The organism is Mesorhizobium sp. WSM4821 (assembly GCF_055901555.1).
Genome location: NZ_CM148371.1, coordinates 4924724 through 4945431, shown reverse-complemented (window position 1 = coordinate 4945431; position 20708 = coordinate 4924724). Strand labels below are relative to the sequence as shown.

The 20708-nt window shown below is 62.9% G+C and carries 21 protein-coding genes; 16 read left to right on the top strand and 5 right to left on the bottom strand.

What is annotated here, in order from left to right; all coding sequences use genetic code 11:
- Position 1: 1 nt before the first annotated feature.
- The 8 genes from AC0NID_RS24195 to AC0NID_RS24160 all read left to right on the top strand — a co-directional run bounded on the left by AC0NID_RS24195 (position 2) and on the right by AC0NID_RS24160 (position 7167).
- Positions 2-1147, top strand: coding sequence for a cupin domain-containing protein (locus tag AC0NID_RS24195; protein ID WP_473453048.1), 1146 nt, complete (start codon positions 2-4; stop codon positions 1145-1147).
- Positions 1148-1226: 79 nt separating this feature from the next.
- Positions 1227-2354: an LVIVD repeat-containing protein gene (locus AC0NID_RS24190; protein ID WP_473453049.1), complete on the top strand. Its 1128-nt coding sequence runs from the start codon at positions 1227-1229 to the stop codon at positions 2352-2354.
- 10 nt (positions 2355-2364) lie between these two features.
- Positions 2365-2772 carry a RidA family protein gene (locus AC0NID_RS24185; RefSeq protein WP_473453050.1) on the top strand — a complete coding sequence of 136 codons (408 nt, stop codon included), beginning with the start codon at positions 2365-2367 and terminating at the stop codon, positions 2770-2772.
- A gap of 26 nt (positions 2773-2798) precedes the next feature.
- On the top strand, positions 2799-3419 hold the full coding sequence (locus AC0NID_RS24180) for a glutathione S-transferase family protein (protein WP_473453051.1): 621 nt from the start codon (positions 2799-2801) through the stop codon (positions 3417-3419).
- Complete coding sequence (gene fhmpcd1 / locus AC0NID_RS24175; RefSeq protein WP_473453322.1) at positions 3419-4348, top strand: 5-formyl-3-hydroxy-2-methylpyridine 4-carboxylate 5-dehydrogenase; 930 nt, start codon at positions 3419-3421, stop codon at positions 4346-4348. The genes AC0NID_RS24180 and fhmpcd1 overlap by 1 nt, the downstream gene beginning before the upstream one ends.
- 124 nt (positions 4349-4472) lie before the next feature.
- Complete coding sequence (locus AC0NID_RS24170; protein WP_473453052.1) at positions 4473-5315, top strand: ABC transporter ATP-binding protein; 843 nt, start codon at positions 4473-4475, stop codon at positions 5313-5315.
- The gene (locus AC0NID_RS24165; RefSeq protein WP_473453053.1) at positions 5312-6127 is read left to right on the top strand and encodes an ABC transporter permease; all 816 of its coding nucleotides are present in this window, start codon (positions 5312-5314) and stop codon (positions 6125-6127) included. The genes AC0NID_RS24170 and AC0NID_RS24165 overlap by 4 nt, the downstream gene beginning before the upstream one ends.
- Before the next feature lie 29 nt (positions 6128-6156).
- On the top strand, positions 6157-7167 hold the full coding sequence (locus AC0NID_RS24160; protein ID WP_473453054.1) for an ABC transporter substrate-binding protein: 1011 nt from the start codon (positions 6157-6159) through the stop codon (positions 7165-7167).
- A gap of 39 nt (positions 7168-7206) precedes the next feature.
- Here AC0NID_RS24160 and AC0NID_RS24155 read toward each other — a convergent pair whose 3' ends face one another.
- Positions 7207-7692 carry a hypothetical protein gene (locus tag AC0NID_RS24155; protein ID WP_473453055.1) on the bottom strand — a complete coding sequence of 162 codons (486 nt, stop codon included), beginning with the start codon at positions 7690-7692 and terminating at the stop codon, positions 7207-7209.
- A gap of 37 nt (positions 7693-7729) precedes the next feature.
- On the opposite strand from AC0NID_RS24155, the gene AC0NID_RS24150 reads away from it, so the two are divergent.
- The 7 genes from AC0NID_RS24150 to pldH all read left to right on the top strand — a co-directional run bounded on the left by AC0NID_RS24150 (position 7730) and on the right by pldH (position 15286).
- Complete coding sequence (locus AC0NID_RS24150) at positions 7730-8758, top strand: putative B6 ABC transporter substrate-binding protein (RefSeq protein ID WP_473453056.1); 1029 nt, start codon at positions 7730-7732, stop codon at positions 8756-8758.
- 79 nt (positions 8759-8837) lie between these two features.
- Positions 8838-10406 carry a putative B6 ABC transporter ATP-binding protein gene (locus AC0NID_RS24145; RefSeq protein ID WP_473453057.1) on the top strand — a complete coding sequence of 523 codons (1569 nt, stop codon included), beginning with the start codon at positions 8838-8840 and terminating at the stop codon, positions 10404-10406.
- Positions 10403-11500, top strand: a complete 1098-nt coding sequence (locus AC0NID_RS24140; protein WP_473453058.1) for a putative B6 ABC transporter permease subunit 2 — start codon at positions 10403-10405, stop codon at positions 11498-11500. Before AC0NID_RS24145 ends, AC0NID_RS24140 begins: the two co-directional genes overlap by 4 nt.
- Positions 11501-11503: 3 nt before the next feature.
- The gene (locus AC0NID_RS24135) at positions 11504-12439 is read left to right on the top strand and encodes a putative B6 ABC transporter permease subunit 1 (protein ID WP_473453059.1); all 936 of its coding nucleotides are present in this window, start codon (positions 11504-11506) and stop codon (positions 12437-12439) included.
- Positions 12440-12489: 50 nt separating this feature from the next.
- A complete protein-coding gene (gene pldA / locus AC0NID_RS24130; RefSeq protein WP_473453061.1) occupies positions 12490-13296 on the top strand; it encodes a 4-pyridoxolactonase in 807 nt (268 codons plus the stop codon).
- A 26-nt stretch (positions 13297-13322) separates the two neighbouring features.
- Positions 13323-14501: a pyridoxamine--pyruvate transaminase gene (gene ppaT, locus AC0NID_RS24125; protein WP_473453062.1), complete on the top strand. Its 1179-nt coding sequence runs from the start codon at positions 13323-13325 to the stop codon at positions 14499-14501.
- Positions 14502-14539: 38 nt separating this feature from the next.
- Positions 14540-15286 (top strand): pyridoxal 4-dehydrogenase, SDR-type, encoded by a 747-nt coding sequence (pldH, locus tag AC0NID_RS24120; protein ID WP_473453063.1) that lies wholly within the window; start codon positions 14540-14542, stop codon positions 15284-15286.
- 106 nt (positions 15287-15392) lie between these two features.
- Here pldH and AC0NID_RS24115 read toward each other — a convergent pair whose 3' ends face one another.
- Positions 15393-16637, bottom strand: a complete 1245-nt coding sequence (locus AC0NID_RS24115; RefSeq protein WP_473453064.1) for a multidrug effflux MFS transporter — start codon at positions 16635-16637, stop codon at positions 15393-15395.
- A 172-nt stretch (positions 16638-16809) separates the two neighbouring features.
- On the bottom strand, positions 16810-17145 hold the full coding sequence (gene grxD, locus AC0NID_RS24110) for a Grx4 family monothiol glutaredoxin (RefSeq protein WP_473453065.1): 336 nt from the start codon (positions 17143-17145) through the stop codon (positions 16810-16812).
- Between the two features lie 164 nt (positions 17146-17309).
- Here grxD and AC0NID_RS24105 point away from each other — a divergent pair, with 164 nt between their 5' ends.
- Entirely contained in the window at positions 17310-18104 is a 795-nt protein-coding gene (locus tag AC0NID_RS24105; protein WP_473453066.1) for a phosphodiester glycosidase family protein, read from the top strand.
- Between the two features lie 21 nt (positions 18105-18125).
- On the opposite strand, the gene AC0NID_RS24100 is transcribed toward AC0NID_RS24105, so the two are convergent.
- Positions 18126-18359: a BolA/IbaG family iron-sulfur metabolism protein gene (locus AC0NID_RS24100; RefSeq protein ID WP_023674714.1), complete on the bottom strand. Its 234-nt coding sequence runs from the start codon at positions 18357-18359 to the stop codon at positions 18126-18128.
- An 86-nt stretch (positions 18360-18445) separates the two neighbouring features.
- Positions 18446-20686 (bottom strand): phosphoribosylformylglycinamidine synthase subunit PurL, encoded by a 2241-nt coding sequence (purL, locus tag AC0NID_RS24095; RefSeq protein ID WP_473453067.1) that lies wholly within the window; start codon positions 20684-20686, stop codon positions 18446-18448.
- Positions 20687-20708: the final 22 nt, after the last annotated feature.

Sequence of the window (20708 nt, the reverse complement as noted above, 5' to 3'; positions counted from 1 at the left end):
CATGGCGCAACCAGCAGACCTTACCGTCACCAACAAGAAGGCGGCGCTGAAGGGCCTCTATGACGCCCTCTACGAAAAGAACATGTTTCCGTTCTGGGCGACATCGGAAGGCGTTGATCACGACGAGATCAAGCAGCTCATGGCGACGTCGAAAGCGATTCCCTTCGTCTGGTCCTATGCCGACATCGAGCCGCTGCTGCAGCGCGCCGCGGAACTGGTGACCATGGACGACAGCGAGCGCCGGTCGCTGATCCTGGTCAATCCGGGTCTCGCGCCCAAACGCGCAAGTGTCAGCACGATGTACACCGCCTACCGCCTGAATGATCCAGACGAGATCATGCCGCCCCACAAGCATTCGCCGAGCGCCATACGTTTTGGCCTGACAGGCAAGGGCAACTTTACCGGCGTCGAGGGCGAGGATGTGGTTTTCGGTCCTGGCGACATGGTGCTGACCCCTAACGACGCCTGGCACAATCACGGCACGGTCGGCGGCGAACAGGCGGTCAACCTTTCGGTTCTCGACCTTCCGCTGGTAGAGACGCTCCACGCCGTGCATTTCGATCACAAATACACCGAGATGGTCGACGGCAAGGAAGTCGAGAAGAAGGTACAGACTGCCCGTTTCCCGGCCGATTATTCGCAGCGAATCTATGGCGAGGGCGGCTTGATGCCGCGCTTCGTCGACCACAAGCGCGGCGGCGGCCTGTCGTCGCCGATGTATGTCTATCGCTGGGAAAAGATGGAAGCGATCCTCGACGCGCACAAGGACTGGGATGGCGATCCGCACGAAGGCATCGTCATCGACTATGTCGACCCCACCACCGGCGGCCCGGTCTTCCGCACGATCAACTTCTACGTCCAGATGCTGCGGCCGGGCGAAAAGACGCTGCCGCAGCGCGAGACCGCCAGCCTGCTGTTGGCGCCGTTCCGCGGCAATGGCCATTCGATCATCGACGGCAAGCGCTACGACTGGAACCAGTTCGACACGATCGCGATACCGGGTGGTTCCTGGGTCGAGCATGTCAACGGCTCCTCTACGGAACCGGTCATCTTCTTCGGCGCGACCGATGCGCCGACGCAGAAGGCGCTGCTCCTCTACAAGCGCTGGGGCCGCAACCAGGCCGGCGATCTGCTCCGCCTCGCCTGATCTCGCGGCGAAGAATGTCCACGCCGCTCCATCGCGGCGTGGACACCGAAAAGACTTTCAGCAGCAAGGGCGTACGCATTTGGTTTCGGCGTTCAACACCAAACAGATCGGCCATGTCGACTGTCCGGGCGGAGGTCAGGTCTGGGTCGACGGCAATGTCCTCTATATCGGCCATATGCGACCGCCGAGCGGCACGACTCTGGTCGACATTTCAGACCCGCGCAATCCGAAGAAGATCGCGACGATCGACGTTCCGCCGGGCTGGCACTCGCACAAGGTGCGGGCCCAGGACGGCTTGATGATCATCAATCACGAGCGCTTCGGCAATGCGGGCCCGGCCGATTTCGGCGGTGGCCTGGCGCTTTACGACACGACACGACCGGCGGAGCCGAGGCTCATCTCGAAGTGGATGACCGGCGGCCACGGCGTGCATCGCTACGACTATGACGGCCGTTACGCCTATATCTCGCCAACCGCCGACGGCTATGTCGGCAACATCGTGATGATCCTCGACCTGATCGATCCGGTGAACCCGGTCGAGGTCGGGCGCTGGTGGATCCCGGGCCAGTGGTCCGGCGGCGGCGAAGAATACCCGTGGGATGACTATGTCACGCCACGCTGCCACCATCCGTTGCGTATGGGCGACCGGCTCTATGTCAGTTACTGGCATCACGGCCTGTTCATCCTCGACATTTCCGACATTTCGAAGCCGAAGCTTGTCTCGCACGTCAATTCGAGCCCGAGCTTTCCACATCCCACGCACACATGCCTGCCGATCCCGCAGCCGCTCAAGGGCCGCAACATCATGGTGGTGGCGGACGAGGATGTCGCCAAACTTCGACCTTCGCCGCCGGCCTTCACCTGGATCTACGACATCACCGACGACACCAACCCGCTGCCGATCTCGACCTTCCAGGTGCCTGGCCTCGACACCGACGGCGCACCGCAACCGCCGATGACGGGCTGCCATCAGCCTTCCGAGCGGTTCAAGGGCACCATCATTCCCTTTGCCTGGTTCGCTCAAGGGCTGCGGCTGGTCGACATCGCCGACCCGTTCGCACCCAAGGAGGTCGGTCATTTCGTACCCGACGCGCCGGAAGGCGCCGAGCGTTCCTCGTCCAATGACGTCACCATCGACGACCGCGGCATCGTCTACCTGATCGATCGCATCCGTGGCGTCGACATCATCGAAACCAGCGTTCTCTGAGGGGGATAGGTTGAACGACAGCACGCGAAAATCCGCCAGCCATTACGCCATCGGCAAGAAAAATCCGAACCTGCCGTTTCATCCAGCGGTGCGTGCCGGCGATTTCATTTTCGTCTCCGGTCAGGTGCCGAAGGACGAGAACAACAACATGATCAGCGGCACGATCGAGGAAGAGACGCTGGCTACGCTGAAGACCATCGCGCGTGTCATAGCGCATGAGGGCGCAACGCTCTCCGACGTCGTGCGGATCACCACATATCTCGAGGATACGCGCGACTTCGGCCGCTACAACAAGGCTTTCCTCGAAGGGATCGGCGACGCGGTGCTGGCGCGCACCACGGTCGAGGCAAAGGCCGTCATCAACACCAAGATCGAAATGGACGCCATCGTCTACAAGCCGCTGCCGGGCGGCAAGTAGGCCACGACGATAATCGAGGAGACGACATGTACAAGCTGTTAGGCCGCCAGACATCGGGCAATGTTCAAAAGGTGCTCTTCATGCTCGAGGAGCTTGGTGCGCCGTACAAGCGCGAAGATTATGGACGTCAGTTCGAAAACACCCAGACGGCCGAATACAAGGCGCTCAATCCGACCTCGAAAGTCCCGACGCTGGTCGACGGCGACACCGTGATCTGGGAATCCAACACCATCCTGCGCTATCTCGCGGCATCCGGCGGCGAGCAGTTGAATGGGGCCACGCCGGCGGAGAAGACCGAGGTCGAGCGCTGGATGGATTTTCTCCTGGCTGCGGTCAATCCTGGTTATCTCGCAGCCTTCAAGGGCGCGAAGCTGGCGCCCGAGGAGCAGACAGCCGAATACAAGGAGCAGGTGAAGGACCTGGTGGCGCAGCTCAAGATCATCGACGGGCATCTGGCCGGCAAGGATTTCCTGGCGCTCGGCAAGCTGTCCATAGCCGACATCGCCTGCGCGCCGATCCTGAAACGCTGCATCGATTTCAAGATCGAGCGGCCGTCGCTGCCGAATCTCGAGCGCTGGGTGGCCGCGATCGAGGCGCGCCCTGCCTTCAAGGCGGCGACCGCGGCCGCACCCGCAAAGGCCGCATGATGATCAAGCGCGCCGCCCTCATCGGACTGGGAACGATGGGTCCGGGCATCGCCGCGCGGCTGTCGCGCGGTGGGCTCGATGTGGCGGCGTACGATGTTTCCGATGCCGCGGTCGAACGCGCCCGCGGCATGCTCGACATGGCGGGCGGGGTTCTGGACCGTCTCGACATCAAGGCGCCAGCGTCGGGGGCAGGCGTGGTGCGCTTTGTGGGGACCATCGCCGAGGCTGTCGATGCGGCGGAATTGGTCATCGAGAATGTGCCCGAGAATATCGATACCAAGGCCGAAACCTATCGCGCCATCGACCCGCTGATCGGCTCTTCGGTCATCGTCGCCTCGGACACGTCGGGCATTCCGATCACCAGGCTGCAGGCCCATATCTCCCATCCCGAACGGATGGTCGGCATGCACTGGTCGAACCCGCCGCACATCATTCCGATGATCGAGGTGATCGGCGGCGAGGAGACCGCGCCTGAAACCGTGGCGACGATCCGCGACCTGATCCGCTCGATCGGCCTGTTGCCGGTGGTCGTGAAGAAGGATGTCCCCGGCTTCGTCGAAAATCGCGTGCTCTACGCGCTGCTGCGCGAAGCGGTCGACCTGGTCGAGCGCGGCGTCATCGAACCGGAAGATCTCGACACCTGCGTCTCATGGGGCATCGGCTACAAAATCGCCGTCATCGGGCCGATGGCGCTGCTCGATATGGCGGGACTCGATATCTACAAATCCGTCTCTTCGTTCCTGAATGCCGATCTTTCCAATCGCGACGACGTCGCCCCGGTCGTGTTGGAGAAGACCAGTGCGTCGAAGTTCGGCATCAAGTCGGGCGAGGGCATGTTCTCCTACACACCCGAACAGATAAAGGCGCTGCAAGGCGAACGGGCGCGCAAGCTGGTCGCGGTGCGCCGCATACTCGAAGGCCGGGAGTAGGCGATGGCACAAGTGGCGCACGAGGCTGGCCGTGTTGGGGATTTCACCCGGTTGGCCGCTCATGCGGACCGTGCCATCAAGATTGTACAGCGGCGGCCAATGACAATGCATGGGGTGACCGACCATGCAGGTTGAAACCATTCGACCCGCCGGCGGCAGACCGGTCCATATGCGCCACGCCGACCTCATTTCCGCCAGGGGCGTTTCGGTGGTCATGGGCACGGATCAGAACCGGCAGCTGATCCTCAGGGATATAGACCTTTCGGTTCCGCAAGGTTCGTTCGTTTCCCTGATCGGTCCTTCGGGTTGTGGCAAGAGCACATTGCTCAAGGTGCTGGCTGGGCTGGTCAGCCCGAGCAGCGGCAGCGTCTCGATCGCCGGCGTTTCGCCAGGCGAGGCGGCGCGCAAGCGGATGATCGGGCTCGTCTTCCAGGACGCCAACCTGCTGCCGTGGAAAAATGCCGTCGACAATGCCTCGATGCTGCTGGGCATCGCCGACAAGTCGATGTCGCGCTCGGCGTTGCGAGCGCGCGGGCAGGAGATGCTGGAACTGGTGGGGCTTGGCGATGCCGCCCACAAGCGCCCAAACGAATTGTCTGGCGGCATGCGGCAGCGGGTCGCCATCGCCCGGGCCCTGGCGCTCGATCCGGCGGTCTTGCTTATGGACGAGCCGTTTGGCGCGCTTGATGCGATCACCCGCGATTCGATGGGCCAGTCGCTGCTCGAGATCTGGCAGCGGACCGGCAAGACGATTGTCCTGGTGACGCATTCGATCGACGAAGCCATTCATTTGTCCAGTCAGGTTCATGTGTTGGGAATCAACCCAGGACGCATTACGCAAAGCTTGGATGTCTCGCTGCCCTATCCGCGCGACGCTTCCGTGGCCGAGATCCCCGAATTTGTAAGGCTGGTGCTTCAGCTTCGAGGGATGCTGCGCTCCAGCCATCAGCCGGGAGGCGCGTCGTGAGCAAGCAATCCACTATCGATACCTCCGCGTCGCAGTCCGTTTCCGGCTGGAACGCGGCGACACGCAGTTGGCTTCCGGCGGTTATCCTTTTGCTGGCGACGATCCTGGTGTGGGAAGCCGCGGTGCGGATCTTCTCGATATCCTCCTTTATCGTTCCTGCGCCGTCCGAGGTCGCGCGATCGCTCGTCGCGCAATGGGATGTTCTCGCGCAGGCGACGGTAGTCACTGCGGGCGAAATCCTGTTTGGCTTTCTTGTCTCGGTCGTGGTCGGCATAGCGCTGGCTCTCGTCATTGTGCGTTTCGACTGGCTGGGGCGCGCACTGTATCCGCTCGTGGTGCTGTTCCAGAACGTTCCGAAGGTCGCGCTTGCTCCGATCTTCATCCTCTGGTTCGGCTATGGGCTCGCACCGAAGATCGGCCTGATCCTGGTCATCGCCTTCTTCCCGGTGACGCTGTCGATGCTCGCCGGCATGCAATCGGTCGACCGCTCGCTTCTGTCGCTGATGAATTCGGTCGGCGCCAGCCCGACCCAGATCTTGTTCAGGATCCGCGTCCCACACTCGCTGCCGAGCCTCATGGCAGGAACCAAGATCGCCGCCACCCTGAGTGTGATCGGCGCGATCGTCGGCGAATTTGCCGGAGCCTCGGACGGGCTAGGCTACGTCATCCAGTTCGCGTCGACCCAGCTCGACACGGCCTTGGTCTTCGCGGCATTGCTGCTCGTTTCCGTGCTCGGTATCGCGTTCTACTACGCGGCCGAATTTCTCGAACGCATCGTCGTGCCATGGGCACCGAAATTCAGCCAGGCCTAGAACAACCAAGATCAAAGAAGGGAACAACAATGCTGAGACGCTTTCTTATCAAGGCAGCCACCTTTGCCGCGTTTGTCGGCGCGCTTGGCTTCTCGAACGCGTCCCTTGCGGCCGACACCGTCAACGTCCAGCTCGACTGGGTGGTACGCGGCAATCACGCCATGTTCTTCGTCGGCAAGGAAAAGGGCTTTTTCGCCAAGAACGACATCGATGTGGCGGATGTCCGCAAAGGGTCCGGCTCGCCGGATGCCATGCGCTTCGTCGGCAACGGCAACGCTGAATTCGGTTTCGGCGATCTTCCCACGCTTGCCGTGGCAAGGTCGCAGAATGTTCCCGTCGTGGCGCTGGCGGCAGTCAATCAGCAGTCCCCGCTGGGTGTTATATCGCTCGCCAAGACGCTCAAGCTGACCAAGCCTTCCGACCTCAAGGGCCTGACCATCGGCATCCACCCTGCCGGCTCGACTTACATCTTCTTCAGGGGCTTCCTGGCCGCCAACGGCATGAGCGAGAAGGATATGACGCTCAACAGCGTCTCGCCGCCTTACGAGAGCTACCTGCTGCTCGGACGCGTGCAGACGGTGGTCGGCTATCTCGACGCCGAAGTGCCTGAACTTGAAGCCAAGGCCGGCGGTCCCGGTTCGCTGAGCATCATGCTCGGTGCGGACCACGGCTGGAAGGCCTATGGCTCGGGGCTGTTCACTTCCGAAGCAATGATCAAGGACAAGCCCGATGTCGTGCGGCGCTTCGTGAAGGCTTATCGGGAAGCTTTCGACTATGTCGCGGCCCATCCGGAAGAAGCCGCCGAGATCACCGCCAAGGCCGTTCCGGGCTATGCGGAAAAGAAGGACGTGCTGCTGGCCCAGCTCAAGGCCGACATCGCCTCGACGTTCAACAGCCCGGCGACGAAGGAACACGGCCTCGGCTGGATGACGAAGACCCAATGGGAGGAAACCTTGAAGACGCTGACGGATCAGGGCGTGCTCAAAACGGCCTTGTCGGCGGACGACGTCTTCACCGACAAGTTCCTGGCGGCAGAGTGAAGGTCGGGGGCAGTGTCTGACTTGGCAAAAAGCGAGCGTCTACCGGCAGGCCAGCCCGTCGTCCGCGCTGCTGCATGTCACGGCCACGTGCCCCTGTGCGGCACTGGTGCGGTCGAGCGCGATCTGCACGCGCGTGGCGTAGGCACGGCCCGACAGGCCGCACCACAGCCGCTCGACAGGCAGGTTTTCGCGCTTGTCGTTGAGAATCGCAAACGTCCCGGTTTTGGGATCGAACCACAGCTCGACAAGAGCGCTCTTGCCGGGCGCCGCGGTGGCGACCGCGGCCGAATACCAATGGGCGAAGTCGGCATTGCAGGAAAGCGCCTTGCGCCCGGCATTCGAAATCGTCAGCGGCACGGGAGCGAGCCCGTCGGTGCCGGTCCGCACGGTGACGTGCCGCAATTCAACCGCGTTGGCGAACGACGTGAACGCCAGCATCACTGGAAGGATGTATCGCACAACCACCTTGCCTGAATTCCTGACGTAATTGTTCAGGTAGTCTACCTCGCTTTTGCGCAATAACAATAAGAATATCTTGGGTCAACCGAACAGAGAGGGTAACATGTCTAAGTTTCTGAAGAGCAGCGTAAGCGCTGTTATATTGAGCGGCCTCTTGCTGGGCAACGCACTTGCCGCCGAAGTCAAGTCCATTGCCATCCTGGCGCCGGAAGAAGGCACCGACTATGGCTGGAACCAGCAGGGCATCGACGCCGCCAAAGCGGCGGCGAAAGCGGCTGGCGTCGAGATAGTGGTGGCGCAGGGGCTCGGCTATGGCGACGTGCGCCCGACATTGCGCGAATTGGCGTCCGACGGCGCCAGCCTGCTGATCGCCCATGCCAGCGGCTATAACACCGCGGCCCCCGAAATCGCCAAGGAGACCAAAGTCCCGGTTGCGATCGTCGACACCCCGACCGGCCTGGAGAAGGGGCTCGTGGCCGACTACACGCTGAGCGGCCACGAGGGCGCATACCTTGCCGGCCGTCTCGCCGCCAAGATGTCGCGCTCCAAGTCGGTCGGCATCGTCGTTTCGGGTGAGCCGCCATCGTGGAACTCGCAGTCGGCGGCGTTCGCGCAGGGCGTGAAGGCCGAGAACCCGGACGTCAAGGTCACCTATGCGGTGATCGGGCCCGCCGCCTACAGCGATGCGGCCGGCGGCAAGCGCGTCACCGAAAGCGTGATCGCATCGGGCGCCGACGTCATCTTCGGCCAAGGCAACGGCTCGAGCTTCGGAATGCTGCAGGCAGTCGAGACGACCAAGGCCGGTGATGGCGGCAAGGTCTATTTCATCGACGTCATCGGCGACAAGACCCCGATCGACAAAGGTTTTCTGCTTTCGTCGGTGGTCTGGAACATCGAGCCGGTCTATGCGGCGATGATCGCCGACCTGAAAGCCGATACGTTCGGCACCAAGAGCTACTCGATCGGCCTCAAGGACGATTCGGTCAAGCTTCTGAAGACCGCTGCTGTCCCGGACGACGTTTGGGCGCAGATCCAGGCGCTGCGCGAAGACGTCATTTCCGGCAAAACCAAGGTCGAGCCGGTCTATGATGCAGCAGCCGTCAGGGCGCTGATGACCAGCGTCGCCCAGTAAGGCGATCAAAGGCAGGCTGCCGGAGGGGTGACCAGGTCACCCCTCCGGATCGATTTCATGTTTCAAGGCCCGGGCTTTCATGAGCAGTGCTTCCTCATTGTCGGTCGACACGCGCGACATTGTCGCGCTTGAAGGCGTGACGAAACGGTTCCCCGGCGTGGTCGCCAATGACGGCATCGATCTGGCAATCCGTCCGGGCGAGGTGCATGTGCTGCTCGGTGAAAACGGCGCTGGAAAATCCACCTTGATCGGCATGCTGTCGGGCCTGCAGCAACCGGACGAGGGACGCATACTTGTCGATGGCGAACCTACCGCGATCAGGTCGCCGCGCCATGCACTGGCGCTCGGCATCGGAACCGTATTTCAGCACATGATGCTGGTGCCGACGCTCACGGTGGCGGAAAACCTGTTGCTCGGCGGACCATGGTGGCAGCGCCCCAAGACCGAAGAGCTGGAAGCGCGCGTCGCCGAAATCACCGGAACGCTCGGCATCACGGTCAGGCTGCATGCCAAGGTGTCCGAGCTTTCGCTCGGCGAACAGCAGCAGGTCGAGATCTTGCGCGCGATGGTGCGCAACAGCCGGCTCCTGATCCTCGACGAGTCGACCTCGATGCTGACGCCGAAGGGCATCGATGAGCTGGGCGCGTTAATGCGACGCTTGGTCGAACAAGGGTTGGCGATCGTCTTCATCACCCACAAGCTCAAGGAGGCGGCTGCCTTCGGCGATCGCATCTCGGTGCTCAAACTCGGGCGCAAGGTCGGCGAAATTCCTCCCGAGCGGTTTCGCGCTCTGGGCGAGCAGGCGATCATTTCGGAGATCGTCGAATTGATGTTCGGCAAGCGGAAGGACGATCCGGAAGCGGCTGACCGCCCGGTCCGCGCCATTCACGCCGAAGCGGCTGCGCTGCTTCAGGTCCAAGATCTTGCGGTTGCGCCGACAGACGACGCGCCGGGCTTGTCGTCGATTTCGTTCGACATTCGCGCAGGCGAGTTGTTGGGCATCGCCGGTATCGACGGCAATGGCCAGAAGCAACTCGCGGAGGCGCTGGCCGGTCAGCGTGCGATCGTGGGCGGCTCGGTGCGGCTGGAGGGAGCGCCCATCGAGGCACTAGGCGTCGGCGAACGCCGCCAGCGAGGCCTTCGCTACCTGACCGACGACCGGCTCGGCGAGGGCACGGTCGGAACCTTCCCGGTCTCGGTCAACTTCTTCCTCAAGCAGGTGGGTGCGGCGCCGTTCTGGCGTAGAGGTGTCGAGCAACGCGCCGAAATCGACAGGCGCGCCGCTCAGCTCGTCCGCGAATATGACGTGCGTACGCCCAGCCTGAAAACGCCGGTCGGCCGGCTCTCCGGCGGCAATATCCAGAAGGTGCTCCTGGCGCGCGAGCTCGCCGAAGGCGCGAAGGTGGTGATCTTCAACAAGCCGACCTATGGGCTCGATCTCGCCAACACATTGGCGTCGCGCCAGCGAATCCGCGACACTGCGGCGCGCGGCCTTGCCGTGCTGCTCATCTCCACCGACCTCGAGGAGTTGCTTAGCATGTGCGACCGTATCGCCGTCATCTCGAACGGGTCGATCGTCGGCACCGTCGAGAATGTCGACGATGCCCGCACCAAGGTCGGTCGCTTGATGATCGGACTTGCCGCATGAGCATCGAGACCGCCCCCTCCGCGGGCGCAACCGCCCTCGACGCCACCGCCGCGGTGGCAACGCGCCGCGATATCCAGCATCGGCTGCTGATGACACTCGGCCCCATCCTGGCCGCGCTGATCATCGCCGGCTGCATCCTGCTTGCCGTCGGCGTCGATCCGCTTGCCTACTACGGCTTTGTCCTCGAGAGAGGGCTTTTATCGCCGCTCGGCATCCAGCAGACGCTGACGCGCATGGCGCCGCTGCTGTTTCTTGCCGCCGGCCTGATCGTGGCCTTTCGGGCGGGCATGTGGAATCTCGGCGGTGATGGCCAGTTCCTGCTCGGTGCGGTAACGGCGGCCGCCGGCGCTCCGGTTTTCGTGCAGATCATGCCGGCCTGGCTGGCGCTCGTCTGCTCGTTCGTGATCGCCATGGTGGTTGCGATGATCTGGTCGCTGGTGCCGGCCTTGCTGCGCGCATATCAGGGCGTCAACGAGATCATCACCACGCTGATGATGACCTTCCTGGGCACCTCGCTGGCCAATGTGCTGGTCAAGCTGGTGTTTCGCGATCCGGGCACAACCGTGCCGCAGACCCGCACCTTGCCGGTCGAGGACAGGCTGCCGCGGCTGTTCGAAACGACCATTACCAGCGGCCTCCTCCTAGGACTGGCGGCGATCATCATTGTGCATCTGGTGATGACGCGCACGGCGTTCGGGCTGAAGCTGAGGATCGTGGGGGCAAACCCCCGCGCGGCGATCCATTCGGGGCTTGGCGTGCCGAAGCTGACCATCGCCGTCTTCGCCATTTCGGCCGGGCTGGCAGGCCTTGCCGGCGCTGTCGATATCCTCGGCGTCCAGGGTAACGTCCGCGCCGACTGGAACCCCGCCTATGGGCTGGCCGTCATCCCCGTCGTGTTCCTTGCCCGCATGAACGGCTTTGCCGCCATCGGTTTCGTGTTCCTGCTCTCGGCGCTGTCGATCGGCGGCGAGAGTGCTGCGCGGCGGCTCGGCGTGCCCAATCATTTCACGCTGGTGCTGGTCTCCATCGTGCTGATCGTGCTCGCGCTCGCCGAATATGTGGATCACCGCTACAACCAGTCGCGGAGGGCCTGAAGCATGACCGGGCTGTTCAGCGAAGTCTTTCTTAGCGCGCTTTTGTTCGGCGCGGTAACCGCAGCGATCCCCCTGCTGCTCGCCGGCCTCGGCGAGCAGATGTCGGAAAAAGCCGGCGTGCTAAACATCGGAATCGAGGGAATGATGCTGGCCGGCGCCTATCTCGGCTTCGTCGGCGCCTTTTATTCCGGATCGCTGTGGCTCGGCTTCTTCACCGGCGCTGCCGGCGGCATCGCGGTGGCGCTTGTCATGGCGCTGCTGTGCGTGCGCATCGGGCTGAACCAGATCGTCATCGGCATCGCGCTGACCCTGGGGCTAGAAGGCCTGACGGCACTGCTCCACCATTTCCAGTTTTCGCGCAGCTATCCCCGCTTGCCGGCGGTGGACGTCACGATCATTCCGTTGTTGTCGGACATTCCGGTCGTCGGCCCGGCGCTGTTCAGGCAGCATCTCATCGTCTATCTGGCGGTCGCGCTGGTTTTCGCCATGGGCTACATCTATCGGCGCACTCAGCTCGGCCTCAACCTGCAGGCTGCAGGCGACAAGCCGGCCGCGCTTGATGTCGCCGGCATCGATGTCATGCGAACCCGCACCATCGCCGTGCTGACGACCGGAGCTCTGGCCGGCCTCGGCGGCGCCTTTCTCGCCAATGTCGGCGCCGGCCTGTTCATTCCCTTCATCACCAATGGAGCGGGCTTTCTCGGCATCGTGCTGGCCATGCTGGCGCGCGGTCGCCCGGCCTGGGTTCTGTTAGGGGCGTTGCTGTTCGGCGTCTGCCTGTCGCTGACGACCGCCATGCAGGTGGCCGGCATCAATATACCAACCGACATCATCCAGATGCTGCCGTTCCTGGCGGTGATGATCATGCTGGTGCTGTTCGGCCGGCGGGCCAGTCTGCCGGCGGCGCTCGGCATTCCGTACGAGCGCGGCGCGCGCTGATCACAGTTCAAGCGCGGCCGGGACCCGCGCCAAAGGAAGAGGAGACAAGAATGTCGGACACCAAGGTCTACCTGCTCGACGGCGGCTCGCTCGTTCTCGACGGCTATCACGTATTCTGGAATCGCGGCCCCGGCGGCGAAGTGCGCTTTCCCGTCTACTCGATCCTGATCGAGCATGCCGAGGGCCGGTTCCTCATCGACTCCGGCTACGACTACGATCACGTTATGAAGGTGCTGCCTTTCGAAAAGCCGATCCAGGAAAAGCACCAGACCATCCCCGGCGCCCTGGCCCTGCTCGGCCTCGAGCCGAAGGACATTGACGTCGTCGTCAACTCGCATTTCCACTTCGACCATTGCGGCGGCAACAAGTATTTTCCGCATGCCAAGAAGATCTGCCACCGGACCGAGGTGCCGCAGGCCTGCAATCCCCAGCCCTTCGAGCATCTCGGCTATTCGGATCTGAGCTTTTCGGCCGAGGCCGCCGAAGCGCGTGGCGCGACCGCGCAATTGCTGGAAGGCACGACGCGCGCCAACTCGACCTTCGAGGGCATCGACGGCGACGTCGACCTTGCCAGGGGCGTTAGGCTGATCTCGACGCCCGGTCACTCGATCGGCCATTACAGCCTGCTGGTGGAGTTTCCCAAGCGCAAGCCGATCATGTTCACCATCGATGCGGCCTACACGCAAAAGAGCCTTGAAACGCTGTGCCAGGCGGCTTTCCACATCGACCCGGTGGCGGGTGTCAACTCTATGCGCAAGGTGAAGAAGCTCGCCGAGGACCATGGTGCCGAGCTGCTGTATTCGCACGACATGGAAAACTTCAAGACCTACAGGACCGGCACGCAATTCTACGGCTGACCGCCGCCAATGCGGAGAACACGATCATGCGCTATCTCGAACATGCCGAACCGGTCATCACGCTGACCGCGGGGCCGGTGAACGCCTATCCCGACGTGCTGCGCGGCCTCGGTCGCACCGTGCTCTACGACTACGACCCAGCGTTCCAGCTCTTCTACGAGGGTGTTGTCGATAAGGCGCAGAAGGCGATGCGGCTGTCGAACAAGCCGGTCATTCTTCATGGCGAGCCGGTTCTTGGCCTGGAGGCCGCAGCAGCCTCCCTGATCACTTCCGACGACGTCGTGCTCAACCTTGCTTCCGGAGTCTACGGCAAGGGGTTTGGCTATTGGGCGAAGCGCTATTCGCCGCATCTGCTCGAAATCGAGGTGCCCTACAATGAGGCGATCGACCCGCAGGCGGTTGCGGAGATGCTGAAAGCGCATCCGGAAATCACCATCGTCTCCGTCTGCCACCACGACACGCCGTCGGGCACCATCAACCCGATCGACGCCATCGGCGCGCTGGTTTCGGCGCATGGCGCCTATCTGATCGTCGATGCCGTTTCGTCCTTCGGCGGCATGAAAACGCATCCACAGGACTGCAAGGCCGATATCTACGTCACCGGCCCGAACAAATGCCTGGGCGCGCCTCCCGGCCTCACGATGATGGGCGTCAGCGAGCGGGCCTGGGGCAAGATGAAGGCAAATCCCTCGGCGCCACGCGCTTCGATGCTCAGCATCGTCGACTGGGAACATGCGTGGTCGAAGGACCAGCCGTTTCCGTTCACGCCGTCCGTCGCGGAGATGAACGGGCTCGACGTCGCGCTCGACCTCTACCTCAACGAGGGGCCGGAGACGGTGTGGGCGCGCCACGCGCTCACCGCCAGGGCCATGCGCGCGGGCGTCGCCGCCATGGGCCTGTCGATCTGGGCCGCCAGCGACACCATCGCGTCGCCGACCACGACCGCCGTGCGGACGCCCGCAGGCATCGACGAGAAGGCGCTTCGCCAGGCCGCGCGCGTCCGCTACGGCGTGGTGTTTTCGTCCGGCCGTGGCGAAACATTGGGCAAGCTGACACGCATCGGCCATATGGGGCCGACCGCCCAGCCGATCTATGCGATCGCGGCGCTGACGGCACTTGGCGGCGCGATGAATGCCTTGGGCCAGAAGCTCGCGGTCGGCAAAGGCATCGACGCGGCGCTGACAGCTATCGACGCCGACGACTGACATGATTTCACGGCATCACAGATCCATGGAGTACGGAAATGACTGAACGGCTTGGGGGGAAGACGGCCCTGGTTACCGGGGCCGCACAAGGGATCGGCAAGGCGATCGCCGCGCGGTTGGCCGCCGATGGCGCAACCGTCATCGTCAGCGACATCAACGCGGAAGGCGCCGGGTTGGCGGCGGCTGCGATCGGCGGGATGGCGAAGGCGATTGCCGCCGACATTTCCGATCCTGTTTCGGTCAAAGCGCTGTTCGCCGAGATCCAGGCGCTGACCGGAGGGATCGACATCCTGGTCAACAATGCCAGCATCGTGCCGTTCGTCGCCTGGGACGACGTCGATCTCGACCATTGGCGCAAGATCATTGACGTCAACCTGACCGGCACCTTCATCGTCAGCCGGGCGGGAACTGACCAGATGCGTGCCGCCGGCAAAGCCGGACGTGTGATCAGCATTGCCTCCAACACCTTCTTTGCCGGCACGCCGAACATGGCGGCCTATGTCGCGGCCAAGGGCGGGGTCATCGGCTTCACCCGGGCGATGGCCACCGAACTGGGCAAGTACAACATCACCGCCAACGCGGTGACGCCCGGCCTGATCGAGAGCGATGGCGTCAAGGCGAGCCCGCATAACGAGGCGTTCGGCTTCGTCGAGATGCTTCAGGCGATGAAAGGCAAAGGGCAACCGGAACATATTGCCGATGTGGTGTCGTTCCTGGCCTCCGACGACGCGCGCTGGATCACCGGCCAGACGCTGAACGTCGACGCCGGCATGGTGCGCCACTAGCCGCTTCTAATGCATGTCGCGCAAAAGTGTGCAGCGGTTTTGCGATAACGACATGCATAAAAACAACAGCTTAAAGCGCGTCGAATCCGTTCAAACGCGACGCGCTTTATACCGGCGGGTTCTGCGGCTGGAAGAATTTGCCGCGCTCGGCGATCAGCACCATCACCAATGCGCCAAGCGAGACGCTACAGAAGCCGGCGGCCAAGGGCGTCACCGTACCGTTGAAAGCCTGGCCGATCAGCGTGCCGAGCAGGCCGCCGAGGAAGGTCTGCATGAAACCCAGAATGGACGATGCCGTGCCGGCCAGCTGGCCGAGCGGCTCCATGGCGAGCGCGTTGAAATTCGCGCCGAGTGCGCCGAACGGGACCATCGCGCAGGCGAAGAAGGTGATGAAAAGCCAGAGCGGCATCTTCATTTGTATGGAAACGACCAGCCAGGCGAGGCTGATCGCCAGAAACAAGAGCAGCGCGCTCTGCGACAAGCGGCGCATGCCGATGCGGCCGACAAGGCGCGAGTTCAGGTAGTTGGAAAAGGCGAGCACGCCGGCTATTCCTGCGAAAATCACTGGGAACATCTCGCCGACGCCGAAGACACCAACATAGATCTGCTGCGCCGAGTTGATGAAGCCGAACATCGCGCCGAAGGCAAAAGTGCTGGCGAAGGCATAGCAAAGCGCCATGCGGTTGGTCAGCACGATGCGGAAACCGCCGACGATGGATGAAACCGTCAGCGGCCGGCGATATTCCGGATGCAGCGTTTCGGGCAAGCGCAGCAGCGCCCACGCCGCCACGATCAGGGCTCCTGCCGCCATGGTGACGAAGATCACGTGCCAGGTCGCGAACAGCATGATGAGCTGGCCGATGCCGGGGGCCACCACCGGGATGGCCATGAATACCATGAAGATCAGCGACATGACTTCGGCCATGCGCCGGCCATCGAACGTGTCGCGCACGATTGAGACGGCGATGACGCGTGTGGCCGCGGCGCCGATGCCTTGCACGACCCTGCACAGGATAAGGGTGGCGAATGTCGGGGCGATTGCCGCCGCTGCCGCCGCTGCGACATAGATCACCAGCCCAACGACGAGCGGAGCACGGCGCCCGAAGCGGTCCGAGATAGGTCCGAAGAAGAGCTGTCCGCCGCCAAAGCCCAGAATATAAGCGGCGATCACATATTGGCGGTGGTTTTCGTTTTCCACGCCCAGCGATGCGCCGATTTGCTGCAGCGCCGGCAGCATGATGTCTATGGCCAGCGAGTTGAGCGCCATCAACGCCGCGCACAGCGCTATGAATTCCCAGCGCGGAATAGGCAAGGTGCTTGCCTGTTGCGGCGCTTGTGCATGCTGATCCACGGGCAAAGTCCGATCTTCAAACGAAAAAGCGCCGGCGCGCCGGCGCATTCATTCGTCTTGTACCCCGATACCGGGGAGGTGGTCAGTTTGCCGAGATGGGGCTGGCCCGGCGTTTAGCGCATGACTCCGAAAATCGGAATCGATGTTCAGAAAGGATCATGCGCAAACAAATTCAGGCGGCGCCTTTGACGCTCACGCCCTTTTCGACGAGGAACGTCTGAAGCTCGCCCGCCTGGAACATCTCGCGGATGATGTCGCAGCCGCCGACGAATTCGCCCTTGACGTAGAGCTGCGGGATCGTCGGCCAGTTGGAGTATTCCTTGATGCCTTGCCGCAGCTCGGCCGAGGTCAGCACGTCCACGCCCTTGTAGTCGGCCCCGATATAGTCGAGGATCTGCACGACCTGACCGGAAAATCCGCATTGCGGGAAACCGGGCGTGCCCTTCATGAAAAGAACGACTTCGTTGCTCTTCACTTCGCTGTCGATGTAGTCGTTGATACCGCTCATGGAGAATCCTTTCACGCCTGCGGGAGTCAGGCTCGAAACATTACCCTTCAAATAAACCGATAGGTTGCCTGAAACAAGACTTTTGCCGCGTCGTCAAGCAAATGGCGCAAAGGACGGCCCGATATTGGGCCAAGAGCATCGGCCAGTAATTTCCCCGGGAAGCGATGAAAAGACGACACGGCGCGGCAATCCTGATTGGTGTCCTGCTCGTTACGCTCGCCTTGATCTGGTGGCTCAGGCCGTCCGCGCGCCAGCCTCTCACTATCGGCGGCGAATTGCCCGGACCATGTCGGGATTTTAGCTTCGAGGCGGTCCCCTACATCGTCTGCGAGATCGATCTTCGCAGCTACGACGTCGCTGTCTTGCACGCCGGCGCAGACGGCAAAGCCTTCGGCTCGCTGGAAAAGTTCGACAAGGCAATGTCGGGCGAGGGCAGACCGGTGCTGCTCGCCATGAATGCCGGCATGTATCACGAGGATCTGTCGCCGGTCGGCCTTCTCGTCGAAAATGGTCACGAGGCGGCGCCGCTCAATTTCACCGATGGCGAAGGCAATTTCTTCCTGAAGCCCAATGGCGTGTTCCTAGTTGGGAAGGACGGCAAGGCGGCGGTCGTGGAAACCAACGCCTATGCCGCCGCAAAGCCGGATGTGGCCTTCGCCACGCAATCCGGCCCGATGCTGGTGATCGACGGGCGGGTTCATCCTCGCTTCGAGGCGAACGGCACGTCACGCCATGTCCGCAATGGCGTCGGCGTGCGTGACGAAAACACGGTCGTGCTGGCGATCTCGCGCTCGGAGGTGAGTCTCGGCAGCTTTGCACGCCTGTTCCGCGATGCGCTGCATTGCCCCAACGCGCTGTTCTTCGACGGCGTGGTTTCAGCGCTGTCGAATGGCGAGAGGATGATCGTCGGCGGAAACTATCCGGCAGGGCCGATCATTGCCGTGTCGGCGAAAAGGTGACGAGGAGTTGGACGCGGAAGCTTAGTCCGGCACGCTGGTCTGCAAAGCGAGCGCGTGCAGCACGCCGCCCATATTGCCCTTCAGCGCGTCGTAGACCATCTGATGCTGCTGGACCCGGCTCTTTCCGCGAAAGCTTTCGGCCACCACCTCGGCCGCATAATGGTCGCCGTCGCCGGCCAGGTCGCGAATCGTCACCTTGGCGTCCGGAATACCTTCCTTGATCAGCCGTTCGATGTCGTGCGCGTCCATTGCCATACGAGGATTCCTTGTTCAGGTCGTGATCTCATAGATATGTCCGAAATGGCGGATGAACCACACCGAAACGGCCCCACTCGATCATATTACGGGTCCACAACCTCGTTGCCCATGAAGCGAGGAAACCAGGATTCGTGGGCAGCGGTCAATTCGCTGACAGGGATCGCCCGTGCCTCACCGAGTTTCAGGTCACTACCGCCGGTCGAGCCGATCCACGGCGCGAAGATGCCGAGCTTGCTTTGCTGTTCGCGAATGGCGTCCCACTCATCACTCTGCGGATCGATCGACAGCGTCAAGAGATAGCGACCCTGATCCTCGCCGAACCAGACCGGGATCGGGTCGCTCCCGACCAGGCCGGGGACGGTCGCGCCGATGCCGGACGCCATCGCCATTTCGGCCAGCGCGACAGCAATGCCGCCATCGGAAACATCATGTGCCGCGGTAACGACGCCGGAGGCGATCAGGGCGCGCACATGGTCGCCGACGCGCCTTTCATGATCGAGGTCGACCGGCGGTGGCGGGCCGTCGGTGCGGCCATGAACGTCGCGCATATAGGCCGACTGGGCCAGATGCGTCCCCCACATGGGCGGCGCACCGACCAGCACGATCATCTGGCCCTCCGCGGCAAAGCCGATCCGCGCCATCTTCGACCAGTCGGCGATCAGTCCGACGCCGCCGATGGTCGGAGTCGGCAAGATGCCTTGCCCATTGGTTTCGTTGTAGAGCGAGACATTGCCCGAGACGATCGGAAAGCCGAGTGCGCGGCAGGCGTCGCCGATGCCTTTCACGGCGCCGACCAACTGGCCCATGATCTCGGGCCGTTCCGGATTGCCGAAATTGAGGTTGTCGGTGGCGGCGAGCGGCAGCGCGCCGGTGGCGGTAAGGTTGCGCCAGCATTCGGCCACCGCCTGCTTGCCGCCTTCGTAAGGGTCGGCCTCGCAATAGCGCGGCGTCACGTCGGAGGAGAAGGCGAGCGCCTTGGTCGGGTGACCCTCGACGCGCACCACGCCGGCGTCGCCGCCCGGAAGCTGCAGCGAGTTGCCCTGGATCAGCGTGTCGTATTGCTCCCACACCCAACGGCGCGAGGACAGGTCCGGCCCGCCCAGAAGCTTCAGCAAGGCCTCGGCGACATCCGCTTGTGGGGCATCGCTGGCCGCCAGGGGCGTCGGCTTCTTCGGCTCGGTCCAGGGACGGTCATATTCCGGCGCCTGGTCGCCAAGGTCCTTGATCGGCAGGTCGGCGACCTCGTCGCCCTGGTGCAGCACGCGAAAGCGCAGATCGTCGGTGGTCTTGCCGACGATGGCGAAGTCGAGACCCCATTTGTGGAAGATCGCCTCGGCTTCCTTTTCCTTTTCGGGGCGCAGCACCATCAGCATGCGCTCCTGGCTCTCCGACAGCATCATCTCATAGGCGCTCATGCGCTCCTCGCGCACCGGCACCTTGTCGAGGTCGAGCTCAATGCCGAGATCGCCCTTGGCGCCCATTTCGACCGCCGAGCAGGTGAGGCCGGCAGCCCCCATGTCCTGGATGGCGATGACGGCGCCCGACGCCATCAATTCGAGGCAGGCTTCGAGCAGGCATTTTTCGGTGAACGGGTCGCCGACCTGAACTGTGGGCCGCTTCTCGTCGATCTTGTCGTCGAACTCGGCCGAGGCCATGGTCGCGCCGCCGACGCCGTCGCGGCCGGTCTTGGCGCCGAGATAGACGACCGGCAGGCCGACGCCCTTGGCCTCGGAAAGGAAGATCGCGTCGGTCTTGGCGAGGCCAGCGGCAAAGGCGTTGACCAGGATGTTGCCGTTGTAGCGGGCGTCGAAATTGACCTCGCCGCCGACCGTCGGCACGCCGAAGGAATTGCCGTAGCCGCCGACGCCGGAAACGACACCGGCAACCAGGTGCCTGGTCTTGGGATGGTCCGGCGCACCGAAGCGCAGCGCGTTCATCGCCGCGATCGGCCGCGCGCCCATGGTGAAGACATCGCGCAGGATGCCGCCGACGCCGGTCGCAGCCCCCTGATAGGGTTCGATGTAGGATGGGTGGTTGTGGCTCTCCATCTTGAAGACGACGCAGTCGCCGTCGCCGATATCGACCACTCCGGCATTCTCGCCCGGCCCCTGGATGACCCGCGGCCCGGTGGTCGGCAGCGTGCGCAGCCACTTTTTCGAGGATTTGTAGGAGCAGTGCTCGTTCCACATCGCCGAGAAGATGCCGAGCTCGGTGAAGCTTGGCTCGCGCCCGACCAGGTCGAGGATGCGCTGATATTCGTCGGGCTTCAGCCCGTGCGCGGCAATGAGTTCAGGAGTGATCGGCACGGAATTGGAAATGGTCATGGGCGGCAATTTATATCCTTGG